General features: G+C 72.3%; 14 protein-coding genes. 8 read left to right on the top strand and 6 right to left on the bottom strand.

The genetic code is table 11. From position 1 onward, the window contains the following. Nucleotides 1-981, bottom strand: coding sequence for a substrate-binding domain-containing protein (locus tag ACTMTF_RS05760; RefSeq protein ID WP_441109550.1), 981 nt, complete (start codon nucleotides 979-981; stop codon nucleotides 1-3). A 176-nt stretch (nucleotides 982-1,157) separates the two neighbouring features. On the opposite strand from ACTMTF_RS05760, the gene ACTMTF_RS05755 reads away from it, so the two are divergent. Together ACTMTF_RS05755 and ACTMTF_RS05750 are read left to right on the top strand one after the other, a co-directional pair. Continuing rightward, nucleotides 1,158-2,294 carry an aromatic ring-hydroxylating oxygenase subunit alpha gene (locus ACTMTF_RS05755; protein ID WP_441109549.1) on the top strand — a complete coding sequence of 379 codons (1,137 nt, stop codon included), beginning with the start codon at nucleotides 1,158-1,160 and terminating at the stop codon, nucleotides 2,292-2,294. 33 nt (nucleotides 2,295-2,327) lie between these two features. Further along, a complete protein-coding gene (locus tag ACTMTF_RS05750) occupies nucleotides 2,328-2,966 on the top strand; it encodes a TetR/AcrR family transcriptional regulator (RefSeq protein WP_441109548.1) in 639 nt (212 codons plus the stop codon). Here ACTMTF_RS05750 and ACTMTF_RS05745 read toward each other — a convergent pair. Both ACTMTF_RS05745 and ACTMTF_RS05740 read right to left on the bottom strand, forming a co-directional pair. Next, nucleotides 2,963-3,790, bottom strand: a complete 828-nt coding sequence (locus tag ACTMTF_RS05745) for an HpcH/HpaI aldolase/citrate lyase family protein (protein ID WP_441109547.1) — start codon at nucleotides 3,788-3,790, stop codon at nucleotides 2,963-2,965. The genes ACTMTF_RS05750 and ACTMTF_RS05745 overlap by 4 nt on opposite strands. Next, nucleotides 3,787-4,974 carry a CaiB/BaiF CoA transferase family protein gene (locus tag ACTMTF_RS05740; RefSeq protein ID WP_441109546.1) on the bottom strand — a complete coding sequence of 396 codons (1,188 nt, stop codon included), beginning with the start codon at nucleotides 4,972-4,974 and terminating at the stop codon, nucleotides 3,787-3,789. Before ACTMTF_RS05740 ends, ACTMTF_RS05745 begins: the two co-directional genes overlap by 4 nt. A gap of 57 nt (nucleotides 4,975-5,031) precedes the next feature. On the opposite strand from ACTMTF_RS05740, the gene ACTMTF_RS05735 reads away from it, so the two are divergent. Both ACTMTF_RS05735 and ACTMTF_RS05730 read left to right on the top strand, forming a co-directional pair. After that, nucleotides 5,032-5,706: a GntR family transcriptional regulator gene (locus ACTMTF_RS05735; RefSeq protein ID WP_441109545.1), complete on the top strand. Its 675-nt coding sequence runs from the start codon at nucleotides 5,032-5,034 to the stop codon at nucleotides 5,704-5,706. Continuing rightward, on the top strand, nucleotides 5,703-6,392 hold the full coding sequence (locus ACTMTF_RS05730) for an HAD family hydrolase (RefSeq protein WP_441109544.1): 690 nt from the start codon (nucleotides 5,703-5,705) through the stop codon (nucleotides 6,390-6,392). Before ACTMTF_RS05735 ends, ACTMTF_RS05730 begins: the two co-directional genes overlap by 4 nt. Before the next feature lie 13 nt (nucleotides 6,393-6,405). Here ACTMTF_RS05730 and ACTMTF_RS05725 read toward each other — a convergent pair whose 3' ends face one another. Next, nucleotides 6,406-7,179 carry an inositol monophosphatase family protein gene (locus tag ACTMTF_RS05725; protein ID WP_396999404.1) on the bottom strand — a complete coding sequence of 258 codons (774 nt, stop codon included), beginning with the start codon at nucleotides 7,177-7,179 and terminating at the stop codon, nucleotides 6,406-6,408. 144 nt (nucleotides 7,180-7,323) lie between these two features. Here ACTMTF_RS05725 and ACTMTF_RS05720 point away from each other — a divergent pair, with 144 nt between their 5' ends. Further along, on the top strand, nucleotides 7,324-8,064 hold the full coding sequence (locus ACTMTF_RS05720) for a GntR family transcriptional regulator (protein ID WP_396999406.1): 741 nt from the start codon (nucleotides 7,324-7,326) through the stop codon (nucleotides 8,062-8,064). A gap of 221 nt (nucleotides 8,065-8,285) precedes the next feature. After that, nucleotides 8,286-8,669 (top strand): STAS domain-containing protein, encoded by a 384-nt coding sequence (locus tag ACTMTF_RS05715; RefSeq protein ID WP_441109543.1) that lies wholly within the window; start codon nucleotides 8,286-8,288, stop codon nucleotides 8,667-8,669. Here the strand turns inward: ACTMTF_RS05715 and menD are convergent. After that, nucleotides 8,623-10,308, bottom strand: coding sequence for a 2-succinyl-5-enolpyruvyl-6-hydroxy-3-cyclohexene-1-carboxylic-acid synthase (gene menD / locus ACTMTF_RS05710; protein ID WP_441109542.1), 1,686 nt, complete (start codon nucleotides 10,306-10,308; stop codon nucleotides 8,623-8,625). The two genes, ACTMTF_RS05715 and menD, sit on opposite strands and share 47 nt — an antisense overlap. Beyond that, complete coding sequence (locus ACTMTF_RS05705; protein ID WP_441109827.1) at nucleotides 10,305-11,207, bottom strand: o-succinylbenzoate synthase; 903 nt, start codon at nucleotides 11,205-11,207, stop codon at nucleotides 10,305-10,307. Before ACTMTF_RS05705 ends, menD begins: the two co-directional genes overlap by 4 nt. 81 nt (nucleotides 11,208-11,288) lie before the next feature. Here ACTMTF_RS05705 and ACTMTF_RS05700 point away from each other — a divergent pair, with 81 nt between their 5' ends. Next, nucleotides 11,289-12,434, top strand: a complete 1,146-nt coding sequence (locus ACTMTF_RS05700; protein WP_441109541.1) for an AMP-binding protein — start codon at nucleotides 11,289-11,291, stop codon at nucleotides 12,432-12,434. A gap of 43 nt (nucleotides 12,435-12,477) precedes the next feature. Then, nucleotides 12,478-12,801: a hypothetical protein gene (locus ACTMTF_RS05695; protein ID WP_441109540.1), complete on the top strand. Its 324-nt coding sequence runs from the start codon at nucleotides 12,478-12,480 to the stop codon at nucleotides 12,799-12,801. The last annotated feature ends 158 nt before the right edge of the window (nucleotides 12,802-12,959 follow it).

The raw sequence follows: 12,959 nt of genomic DNA, 5'->3' as shown, positions 1-12,959 counted from the left end.
TCATCGCGTGCCCGCCTCGGCCAGCTTGGCGACCTGCTCGGCGTTGTCCTTGGTGACGAAGCCGGGCCCGGTGTTGACGGGCAGGCCGCCGCCGACGGTGTTGAGGTTGTTCTTGTACAGGTGGAGGAAGGTGATGGGCAGGTAGCCCTGCAGGTACTGCTGCTGGTCGACGGCGAACAGGATCTCGTCGCCCTGGATGGCGGTGACCACGTCGGCCGACAGGTCGAAGGTGGCCAGCTTGGCCTGTGAGCCGGCGTCGGCGATGGCGTCCCTGGCGGCGACCGCGACGGCCGGGTTGAGCGCGAGCACGCCGTTTACGGCCTTGTCGGTCTGGAGCTTCGCGGTGACCTTGGAGGTCACGTCGGCCAGGTTGCTCACGTCCACCTGCAGCCGCTCGACGGTGCCGCCGAGCGTCTCCTCGGCGCCCTTGCAGCGCTGGTCGAGGCCGATGTTGCCGGCCTCGTGGATGACGCACAGCAGCTTGGTGACGCCGGCCGCCTTGAGCTGCTCGCCCGCGCCGCGCCCGGCCACGTCCTCGGACTGGCCGACGTGCGTGATCGCGCCGAGCTCCTTGGCAGAGTCCGCGCCGGAGTTGATGGTGACGACGGGGATCTTCGCGGCGACGGCCTTGCCGATGGCCTCGCGCAGCGCGTCGGGGTTGGCCATGGAGACCACGATGCCGTCGACCTTGCTGGAGACCGCCTGGTCGATGAGCTGCGACTGCTTGGCGGGGTCGCCGTCGCCCTGGTAGGTGACCTGCGCGCCGTACTCCGTGCCCGCGGCCTCGGCGCCGTTCTTGACGACGTCCCAGAAGGAGTCGCCCGGCGCGCCGTGGGTGATCACGGCGTAGGTGCCGGCGCCTGTCGCGGCCGGGGCCGAGCCCTGCGCGGGGGCACTCTGCGGGGTCTGTTCGCCCGGGGAGGAGCACCCGCCCAACGCCAGGACGCTCATCATGGCCAGCACTACCGGAATTCGTCTCATCCGAAACCTCCAAGAGCAACGGGCTGCCCCCGGTTGTACCTCAATATCATCTGTATGTATAGACATGCGGACTAATGACGACGTTGTGCCCCTATTGCAGACGAGGCTCGCGGCAAGCATCATGGGCCTCGATCCGGCGGTGCAGTCGCGCGGGACGGCCACGCATGGGAGGCACGGTGACACCGGACTCGATCGCGCACATCTCAGCCGGATACGACCCCGACCCCGCGCTCTCGATGTCGTTGCACGCCGATGCCTACACGGATCCGCAGTGGTTCGACGCCGACCAGCGGGCGATCTTCGCGCGTACGTGGCAGTGGCTGTGCCATGCGGAGAAGCTCCGGGAGCCGGGAGGCTACGTGACGGGCACGGTGGCCGGCATGCCCATCGTCGCCGTCCGCGACGAGACCGGCGCTCTGCGGGCGTTCTACAACGTGTGCAAGCACCGGGCGCACGAACTCCTGTCCGGCTCCGGCGTCCGGCGCAGCATCGTGTGCCCGTACCATGCCTGGAACTTCGACCTGAGCGGCCGGTTGAGGCGAGCGCGCAACACCGGCGGCATGCCGGGCTTCGACACCTCCGACGTGTGCCTGGATCAGGTCCAGGTCGCCGAGTTCGCCGGCATGGTCTACGTCAACCTCGACCCCGGGGCGGCCCCGCTGCCGGAGCAGACCGGGGGCCTCCTGGCGGAGATCGAGGCGAGGGCGCCGGACGTCGCCGAGCTCACCCTGGCCCGCCGGCTCACCTACGACATCGCCTCCAACTGGAAGAACGTCGTCGACAACTTCCTGGAGTGCTACCACTGCCACGTGGCCCACCGGGACTTCGTGTCCCTGGTCGACATGGACACCTACAAGGTCACCACCCACGGGATCTACTCCAGCCACATGGCCCGGGCCGGTGCGGCGGAGAACTCCGCCTACGACGTGTCGGGCGCGACCGTCACCGAGCACGCGGTCTGGTGGCTGTGGCCCAACACCTGCCTGCTGCGCTATCCCGGCCGGGGCAACTTCATGGTGTTGCAGATCATCCCCGACGGCTCCGGGCGGACTCGCGAGACCTGGGACTTCTACCTGGAGACCGCGGAGCCCGACGAGGCCGAGCTGGGCAGCATCCGGTACATCGACGAGGTTCTCCAGGTGGAGGACATCGCCTTGGTGGAGAGCGTCCAGCGCGGCATGCGCACCCCCGCGTTCACCCAGGGGAAGATCGTCCACGACCCGGACGGCTCCGGGCTGTCGGAGCACGCGGTGCACCATTTCCACGGCCTCGTCCTCGACGCCTACCGGCGCGAACTCGCGCGGTCCGGATAGAACGGAATTGTTCGTTCCCATTATGCTGTGGTCATGACCACTGCACCCATGAGCGGCCGCAAGGCCCAGGCCGCGCGGAACGACGAGTTGATCCTCGCGGCGGCGCGCGCCGTCTTCACCGCCGACCCGGGCGCCCCCATCGCGGCCGTGGCCGAGCGGGCGGGCGTCGGGATCAGCGCCCTCTACCGGCGTTACCCCAGCAAGGAGGCCCTGCTGCAGAAGCTCTGCGGAGACGGGCTCCAGCTCTACATCGCCGTCTCGGAGCAGGCGATGCGGGACCATGACGACCCGTGGGAGGAGTTCGCCGGCTACATGCGCGGGATCGTCGACGCCGACACCAACTCGCTCACGATCAAGCTGGCGGGCACCTTCCATCCCACGCAGGAGCTCTACCAGTACGCCACCAGGGCCTCCGAGCTGGCGACCCTGCTCCACGCGCGGGCGGTGGAGGCGGGCGTGCTCCGGCCGGACGTCACGACCGCCGACATCGCCCTGATGTTCGAGCAGCTCGCCTCGATGCGGCTGGGCGACGAGCAGCGGACCGGTGAGCTCCGCCACCGCTACCTGGCCCTGATGCTCGACTCCCTGCGGCAGCCGCCCGCCCATCGCCCGCTGCCGGGCCCCGCTCCGGAGGACGCGGAGCTGTCGGGCCGCTGGACCCCCGGGAGTTAGGCGCCGTCGGCCAGCCGCGTGAACAGGGCCAGCGTACGGCGTGCCCTGGCCACGATCGGGGCGTCCACGAACCTGCCGTCCGGCAGGGCGAGGGCGCCCGCTCCGGCGACCTCCGCCGCCTGGACGATCTCCGCGGCCTTGACCGCCTCCTCCTCCGTCGGCCGGAAGGCCGCCCTGATCAGCGGGAGCTGCCGCGGATGGATGGCGGTCCTGCCGAACATGCCCAGCGCCCGGCCCGCCGCGCACGAGGCCATCAGCCCGGCCTCGTCCCGCAGGTCCGGGTAGACGGCCATGGGCACCGGCGGCAGTCCCGCCGCCGCGGCGGCGAGCACGGCCTGCAGCCTGAGGTGGGTCACGGCGCTCTCGCCGGTGATGGACAGCTCGGCGGCCAGGTCCTGCTCGCCGAGCGCGATCCCGTCGACGCACGGGTGGGCGGCGATGGCCCGCGCGTCCATGATCCCGGCGGCCGACTCCAGCAGTGCGTACGCCCGCACGCCGAACCTCTCCAGCAGGTCCAGCGTGCCGGCCGACTCGACCTTGGGCAGTCGTACGGCGTCGGCCAGCGCGCCGAGCGCGTCCAGGTCGTCCAGCCCGCGCTGGGTGGCCACATCGTTGACCCGCACGTGGACGGGCGTCCGCTCACGGGCCGCCGCCGGCCGTTCGCGCAGGAAGGCGGCGGCGTGCTCGCGGGCCTCCTCCTTGCGGGCGGGCGCGACCGCGTCCTCAAGGTCGATGATGACCACGTCGGCGCCGGAGCCGACCGCCTTGGCGAACCGCTCGGGCCGGTCGCCGGGCACGTACAGCCAGGTGACGGGGAGGTTCACGCGATCACCCCGCTGTCGCGCAGCACGGCGATCCGCTCGGGGGTGTAGGCCAGCTCGCCGAGCACCTCGTCGGTGTCGCGGCCGAGGGCCCGCCCGGACCAGCGGACCTCACCCGGCGTCTCCGACAGGCGGAACAGCACGTTCTGCATGGTGACCGAGCCGAGCTCCTCGTCGGGTACCTCGACGAAGGTGCCGAGGGCCGCGTACTGCGGATCCCGCGCGATGTCGGTCACGTCGTAGATGGGGGCGACGGCGGCCTGCACCTCCACGAAGCGGGCGATGACCTCCTCGGCGTCCCGTTCGGCGATCCAGGCGGCGACGGCCTCGTCCAGCTCGTCGGCGTGCCGCACCCGGCCGCTGCCGCTGCCGAACCAGGGCTGCTCGACCAGGTCGGCGCGGCCCACCAGGGTGACGACCCGCTCGGCGATGGGCTGGGCGCTGGTGGAGACGGCCAGCCAGCGGCCGTCACGGGTGCGGTAGGTGTTGCGCGGCGCGTTGCTGCTGGAGCGGTTGCCGGTGCGCTCCGGCACCACGCCGAGGGCCTTGTACGCGGTCATCTGCGGACCGAGCAGGCCGACGATGGGCTCGATGATCGCCATGTCGATGACCTGGCCGCGCCCGGTCCGCTCACGGGCGTGCAGGGCGACCATGACGGCGTAGGACATGGCCAGGCCGGCGATGCCGTCGGCCAGGGCCAGCGGCGGCAGCGTCGGCGGCCCGTCCGGCTGGCCGGTCATCGCGGCGAACCCGCTCATCGCCTCGGCCAGGGTGCCGAATCCGGGCTGCCTCGCCATCGGGCCGGACTGCCCGAAACCGGTCATCCGCGCCACGATCAGCCGCGGGTTGAGCTCCATCAGGTCGGCGGGCGCCAGGCCCCAGCGCTCCAGCGTGCCGGGGCGGAAGTTCTCCACGAGCACGTCGGACCGCTCCGCCAGGCGGCGCAGGATCTCCTGCCCCTCCTCGCGCGACAGGTCGACGGCCGCCGCGCGCTTGTTGCGCGACAGCGACTTCCACCACAGCCCCACCCCGTCCACCGAGGCGCCGTGCCCGCGTGACGGGTCGCCGCGCCGGGGGTGTTCGATCTTGATCACGTCGGCGCCGAAGTCGCCGAGCATCATCGCGGCCGAGGGTCCGGCGAACAGCGTCGCGGCGTCGATGACCCGGAGGTCGGCGAGGCTTGTCATAGTTATGCAACTTATAAGAAATATGTCATAGGTCAACTTTGGGAGACACTAGGAGTCATGACCAGCCAGCCGCGGCCGCCCATGAGCAAGGCCGAGTACGTCTACAGCGTCCTGCTGGACGAGATCCGCACCGCCCAGATCCCCGGCGGCACCGCCCTGCGCGCCGGAGCCGTCGCCCGGCGGCTGGGCGTCTCGGTCACCCCGGTGCGCGAGGCGCTGCGCAGGCTGGAGAAGGACCGGCTGATCAGTTACGAGGCCCACCACGGCGCGACCGTGGTCGACCTCGGCGACGACGCGCTGGAGGAGTTCTACGGGCTGCGCGCGGTGGTCGAGGGCCTCGGCGCGCGGCTGGCGGCGGCCCGGATCACCGGCGAGGAGCTGGCCCGGCTGCACGAGATGCACGCCGCGATGGTCCGCGACGCCGAGGAGGGCGGCAACGACCGGCTCGGCGAGCAGAGCAGGCACTTCCACCTGCGCATCGCCGACATCGGCGGGCCCGCCTTCCTCGGCCAGCACGCCAGGGCGGTGCGCAACAGCTTCCCGGTGCCCGCCGCCGCGTCGCTGTGGCTGGACGCGGCCCAGGTCCGACGGCAGCTCGACGCGCACGCGGGGATCCTGGCCGCCCTGGCCGGAGGCGACGGCGCGCGGGCCGAGCTGCTGATGATCGAGCACGTCCGGCAGGCCGGCGACTATCGCAAGCAGCACGGACCCGCTGGCAGGATGACCTCATGATCAAGGGCATCCTGTTCGACCTCGACGGCACCCTGCTCGATCACCGCGCCGCCGCCGACGCCGGGATCACCGCCTGGGTGTCGGCCCGCGCGCCGGGCCACCCCCGGCTCGGCGAGGCGGCAGGGCTCTGGGCCGCGCTGGAAGGGCCGCACCTGGAGGCGTGGCAGGCGGGCGAGTGCTCGTGGGAGGAGCAGCGCCGCCGCCGCATGCGGGCGCTCTGCCAGGAGCTGGCGCTGGAGACGCCCGGCGACCTGGACGCCGCCTTCGCCGCGTTCGCCGCGCACTACCGCGACGGGTGGACCGCCTTTCCCGACGCGGCGGACGCCGTGGCCGCCCTCGGCGGGTTCCGGCTGGGCGTGCTCACCAACGGCATCCAGGAGATGCAGGAGGCGAAGGTACGCGCGATCGGGCTGGCCGGGCTGGTCGGCCCCGTGCTGACGGGCGAGGTGCTGGACGGCTGCTACAAACCGGTCCCCGCCTGCTACACCGGCGCGGCCGCCGCACTCGGGCTGACGCCCGGGGAGGTGCTGCTGGCGGGCGACGACGTGGACAAGGACGTCACCGGTCCGGCCACGGCCGGGATGCGCTCGGTCTGGCTGGACCGGCTCGGCGTCGAGGCCGCTCCACCGGGCTTCCCGAGGATCACCACCCTGGCCGAGCTCCCCCCGCTGGTCGGCCGCGCCTGAGCACCGGTCGGGATCAGCCGGGCAGCACCTCGGCCAGTGCCGATCCCTGCAGGTCGAATCCGCCCACGTGGGCCAGGTAATCGCCCTTGACCAGCGGGTCACCCCGATAGACGCCGCCGGCCTGCCGCACCAACAGGGCCCCGGCCGCCACGTCCCACGGGTGTGAGCGGGTGCCGTAGGCGGCGTCCGACCACCCGGCGGCGACGTGGGCGAGCTTCAGCGCGGCGCTGCCGGGCCGGCGCACGGCGGAGAAGGAGTCGACGAAGCGGCCGTAGCGGCGCAGCGCCTCCTCCCCCTCGGCCTCCAGGTCGAGCGGCGTCGGATAGCTGGACAGCAGCATGGCCTCACGGTCACGGGCGGCCCCCTTGCTGCGGATCGGGCTGCCGTTGCACCAGGCACCCTCGGTGGAGGCGGTGAACTCGTCCTCGCGTACCGGGTCGTACACCACGCCCGCGACCAGTTCGCCGCGCACGGCGGCGGCGATGGAGACGCAGAAGAACGGCAGGCCGGCGGCGAAGTTGGCGGTGCCGTCGATCGGGTCGACGTACCAGCACAGGTCGCCCGAGCCGGTCTCGCCGCCCTCCTCCCCCACGATGGCGCTGTCGGGCCACCGCGCGGTGATGACGGCGCGGATGGTCTCCTCCGCGGCCCGGTCGTGCTCGGTCACCGGGTCGTGGAAGTCACGTTTGGTGGTGATCTGCGGTCGGGATCTGAAGGCCTCGCGCAGCCGGGGGCCCACGGCCCTGGCCGCTTCGGTGGCCGTGTCCAGCAGTCCGGTCATGTCCATGCGTTCCCCCAGTGAGCTCGCCGGCGGCCCTTCATCCGGTGACTATGACAGGACATAGTTACCTCAGGATGAACAAGCGACACGACCTGAAGCTTAACAAGTGCTATTTGTCAGGACATTCTGACCTCGGATAATCTGATCAGCATGACCGCGAATCTGGCGATCGACCTGGACCGATCCAGCCCTGTGCCGCTCTACTTCCAGGTGGCCGAGCAGATCGCCGAAGCCATCCGGCGCGGCGACCTGACCCCCGGCTCCCGGCTGGACAACGAGATCCTGCTCGCCGACAAACTGGGGCTGTCCAGGCCCACGATTCGCCAGGCGATCCAATATCTCGTCGACAAGGGCCTGCTGGTCCGCAAGCGCGGCGTCGGCACCCAGGTGGTGCACGGGCAGGTCAAACGCTCGGTGGAGCTGACCAGCCTCTACGACGACCTGCGCCGCTCCGGCCAGGAGCCGGCCACCCAGGTGCTCACGCTGGAGCCGCGCCAGGTCGAGGAGGCGATCGCCGCGATCCTCGGCGTCGAGCCCGGCACCGACGTCCTCTACCTGGAACGGCTGCGCTTCGCTGCGGGCGAGCCGCTGGCCGTGCTGCACAACTGGCTGCCGCTGGGCCTGGCCCAGCTCACCGCCGCCGACCTCGAAGGCCGTGGCCTGTACGAGCTGCTGCGCGGCTCCGGCGTGCGGATGCGCGTCGCCAACCAGCGCATCGGCGCCCGAGCCGCCACCCAGACGGAAGCGAAACTGCTGGAGGAGCGGCGCGGCGCCCCCCTGCTGACCATGATCCGCACCACCTACGACGACCAGGGCCGGGCCGTCGAGCACGGCTCGCACATCTACCGGGCCTCCCACTACTCCCTGGAGGTCACCCTCATCGAGCGCTGACCCGCCGGGAACGAGACTCCCGTATCTTCCGGCGAACCGACGGTCTGTCCGGCTACACTCCAGCTTGGAAGCAAGCAGTCGCAGATGGCTTCACCGTGCCGCCCGAACCCCGCGTCACACATTCCTCGCGCCGACCGCTCGGATCCGCCACGCCCGTGGGGGCACGGTGTGGCGCGCCCGGGACCGGCGCTTCTTACGGCTTTGGGGACGGCATCCGGGCTATGGCACCACTCCACCTGACGACCAGGGACCACGACGACACCGTGGCGGACACCGCGGCTGCCACGGCGGCCGGCACCGTGACCGTCTCGGTCTCCGGCGAGCTCGACATCGCCACCGTCGACGTGCTGCGCACCCACCTGCTCCAGGTCCTCGAACGGGCCGGCGGCGAGGTGGTGCTGGAGCTGAGCGGGCTGTCGTTCATCGACGCGGCCGGGCTCGGCGCGCTGGTCGCCCTGCGCGGGCAGGCCCGGCTGCACTGCACGGAACTGCTCCTGGCCGGCGTGCCCGCGCCGATGGCGCGGCTGCTGCGGATCACCGGCCTGGACGGCCACTTCCTCACCCTGAGGCGGCAGAGTCCCGGGAGTCCTGAAGGAAGGCCGTGATCGCCGCCTCGGTGGCGTCGCGCAGCCTCGCGTGCACCACCGCGTTCGCCGCGCGGTCGGTGCGCACCTCCACCACTCTCGGCCCCTCGCCGCGCAGCGCCTTGGACAGCTCGGACGGGTCCTGCACCTGCGTGTACGGGGTGCCGGTCGCGGCGGTGGCGTAACCGAGGTCCACGCCGTGCGGCGTGCCGAAGACGCGCTCGAACGGGTCGCGCAGCGCCGCCTGGGGCAGTAGCGAGAAGATGCCGCCCCCGTCGTTGTTGACCACCACCAGGCACAGGTCCGGCCGCGGCTCCCGGGGGCCGAGGATCAGGCCGTTCTGGTCGTGCAGGAACGACAGGTCGCCCATGAGCGCGTAGGCGGGCCCGTTGTGCGCCAGCGCCGCGCCCATGGCCGTGGACACCAGCCCGTCGATGCCGGAGGCGCCGCGATTGGCCAGCAGCTTGAGCCCGCGCCGGGGCCGCATCGCCTGGTCCAGGTCCCTGATCGGCATCGAGGAGCCGCAGAACAGCAAGGCGCCGTTGGGCAGCATGTCCACCAGGTCGCGCGCCAGCCGGGGCTCGCTCAGCCCCGAGGTGTCCAGCACCTCGTCCAGCGCCGCCCTCGCGGCCGCGTCGGCCTGCCGCCAGGAGTGCAGCCAGCTGTCGTCGCCCGAGGCCACCGGGATCTCCACCGCCTGCGCCACCTGGCTGGCCGAGCGGGTCGGGTCAGGCCAGCGGTCCAGGTCGGGAGCGACCACGATGTGCTCGTCGGCACGCTCCAGCCAGGACAGCAACGGCCGGGACAGGCCAGGACGGCCCAGCGTGACCACCACGTCCGGCCGGTAGGCGCCGGCGAAGTCCGGCACGCCGAGCAGGTGGTGATAGGTGGAGATGGCGTGGTCGCCGTAACGGGCGCCGCCGTTCGGCTCCGACAGCACCGGCCAGCCCGCCATGCCGGCCGCGGCGACGTACCGGCGCACGTTCGGCGCGCCGTCGCCGACCACGAGCACGCCGCGCCGGGTGGCCGGGATGTGCAGGGCGACGGGCGGCGGCGCGACCCGGGAGCGGACCCACGGCCCGCCGGCGCGGCCGTCCAGCGGCTCGCACCACGAGGGGTCGCCGTCGGGGATCAGCGGCTCCCTGAAGGGCACGTTCAGGTGCACCGGGCCCGGATCGTCGGGGCCGACGGCGCGCTGGTAGGCGCGGCAGGCCAGCGATCGCCAGTAGGCCACCTGGCCGGGCCGGTCCTCGGGCGTGCCGATCTCGGCGAACCAGCGGACCGCCGAGCCGTACAGCTTGAGCTGGTCGATCGTCTGGTTGGCGCCGGTGCCGCGCAGCTCGGGCGGGCGGTCGGCGGTGAGCACGAGCAGCGGCACGCCGGACTCGCTCGCCTCGATGACGGCGGGGTGGAAGTTGGCGGCGGCGGTGCCGGAGGAGCAGATCAGCGCGACGGGCCGCTCCGCCCGCCTGGCCAGCCCGAGCGCCAGGAAGGACGCCGAGCGCTCGTCGATCCGGACGTGCAGCCGCACCCGTGACTCGGCGTGCAGTGCCAGCGCCAGGGGGGCGGAGCGGGAGCCGGGCGCGATCACGACGTCGGTGAGGCCGCAGCGCACCAGCTCGTCGACCAGGACCGTGGCCAGCGCGGTAGCGGGATTCACAGTGACGCCTCCTGCATCCGGCGTAGCCACGACGGAGAATCAATCTCAAAACTCGACATATCCGACAAATGCTGAAAATTCACCTCAGGATGGCGTACGGCGAGCATCCCGTCCAGGGGCACCAGCGAATCCTCCACCACATCGCCCGACAACAGCGCCATCGTCGCGAGCCCGCACGCGTACGGCAGCTCCGGGAGCGCGGCGGCCAGCGCCAGCCCGGCCGCCAGCCCCACGGAGGTCTCCACGGCGCTCGACACCACGGCCGGCAGCCCGCACGCCTCCACCACCCGCAGCGCCGCCCGCACGCCGCCCAGCGGCTGCACCTTGACCACCGCGATGTCGGCCGCCTCGGCGGCCCGCACCCGCAGCGGATCCTCGGCCCGGCGGATGGACTCGTCGGCCGCCACGGGCACGTCGCAGGCCCGCCGCACCGCCGCCAGCTCCGCCAGCGTGGCGCAGGGCTGCTCGACGTACTCCAGGTCGAACCGGTCGAGCTCCTTGAGCCGCCGGACCGCCTCGTCCACCTCCCAGGCGCCGTTGACGTCCACGCGCAGCCTGCCGGACGGGCCGAGCGCGTCACGCACGGCCTCCACCCTGGCCAGGTCCTCGGCGAAGCCCTGCCCGCGCTCGGCCACCTTGACCTTGGCCGTGCCGCAGCCGGAGCGCCGGACGATCTCGTGGGCCTGCTCGGGCCCGACGGCGGGCACGGTGGCGTTGACCGGGACCGCGTCGCGGACCGGCGCGGGCCATCCCTCGAAGGCGGCCTCGCGCGCACACGCGAGCCACCGGGCGCATTCGCGCGGCCCGTACTCGGGGAACGGCGAGAACTCGCCCCATCCCGCCGGCCCGTGCAGCAGCACCCCTTCTCTGACGGTCTGTCCCCGGAACCTGGTGCGCATCGGAATCCGGAAAACCACGGGAGAACGCGTCACGACCCTCCCTGCGCCGCTGCCCGAACTGACGCCATTAACCTTACGAGCATGTGGAGGAACCCGTCGCATCCGGACCGTCCGCTGCACGCCGTGGTGCAGCCGGCGGGCCCCCGGTTGTTCGCCGCGATCCGCGACGCGCTGTCCGGCGACGGACCCGCCGTGCTGCCTCTGACCCCCGGTCAGGAGGGCGCCGCGCTCGCGGCGCTGCGCCCCACCCACGTGGACGGTGTACGACGGGCCGACGGTGCCGGCGTGCCCGGTGACGTGGCGGTCGTCATCGCCACCAGCGGCAGCACGGGCGCCCCCAAGGGCGTGATGCTCTCGGCGAGCGCCCTGCGCGCCTCCGCGGCCGCCTCGCTGCGCCGGGTGGAGGCGGCCAAGGGCGAGCGGTGGCTGTGCTGCCTGCCCGTCTCCCACGTGTCCGGCCTGCAGGTGCTGGTCCGATCACTGCTCAGCGAGAGCGAGCCGGTGATGCACGAGCGCTTCGATCCCGAGGCGGTGCTGGAGTCGGGCGCCGCGCACGTCTCGCTGGTCCCGACGCAGTTGCACCGGCTGGTCGGGCTCCGGGCGGACCTGTCGCGGTTCCGCACCGTCCTGCTCGGCGGCGCGGCGCCCCGGCCGGGGCTGCTGGCGGAGGCCGCGGCGCTCGGCGCCCGGGTGGTCACGACGTACGGGATGAGCGAGACCAGCGGCGGGTGCGTGTACGACGGCCGCCCCCTTTACAATGTAGATTGCAAAATCGGCGACGACGGCAGGATCCGCCTGGCCGGGCCCGTGTTGTTCTCCGGCTACCGCTTCGGCGGCGAGCCGCCCCTGGACGGCGGCTGGTTCGTCACCTCCGACCTGGGCGAGCTGTCCGGCGGCAGGCTGCGCGTCCTCGGCAGGGCCGACGACGTCATCAACACCGGCGGCGAGAAGGTGGTGGCCGCCACCGTGGCGGCCGTGCTCGGCGCCCACCCCGGGATCGCCGAGGTGGCGGTGGTGGGCCGGCCGGACCCCGAGTGGGGCGAGGCCGTGGTGGCCGTCGCGGTCCCCGCCGACCCGGCGAATCCGCCCACGTTGTCCCAGCTCCGGGCCTACTGCGCCGATCGGCTGCCGCCCTTCGCCGCGCCACGGGAGTTGCGCCTGATGCCCCGCTTGCCCTTGCTGGCAAATGGGAAAACAGATCTCATGCGGCTAAAGTCCGGAACCTGATGACTTGTTGGATGCGTCATAGTGGGGAGAAGGAGGGAGCCTCATGAACCAGTCCCGCAAGACGTGGGCCTCTGCGGCGGTTGTCGGCGTGATCCTCGTCGGCGGCGTCTCGGTCGCGGCGGCCGCCTCGGCGGGCAGGCTCGACCAGGCCCGGGAGACCAGGGCCGTGGTGAAGGAGGACCCCACGTTCAGCCCGCCGCCGACCCCGGACGCCACCGACCGCGTCGAGGACGGCATCGTGGTCTCCGAGCAGCTCGAGTCCGACCCGGACGGCGTCGTCGGCTACTGGACGGACGACCGCCTGCAGGAGGCGCAGCCGATGCCGATGCCCGAGGTGAAGCCGGGCGAGCTCGTCCTGCCCGAGTAGGACCGTCAGGGCGGGCCGCATGGGGGGGTTCCGCCCTTTTTTCCACCTCACGGGAACAAATAACGGCCGACGGCGTTATGGATACTGGTGAGTCGCGCGGCCGGACGGGCCGCCCCACCATGAAACCCGCCTAGATCGTTTCCGCTCCGTATGGAGGA

It is taken from the genome of Nonomuraea sp. ZG12, from assembly GCF_052068115.1.
Classification (GTDB): domain Bacteria; phylum Actinomycetota; class Actinomycetes; order Streptosporangiales; family Streptosporangiaceae; genus Nonomuraea.
The sequence above is the reverse complement of the archived record's forward strand: the minus strand, read 5'-3'. Positions and strand labels throughout refer to the sequence as shown.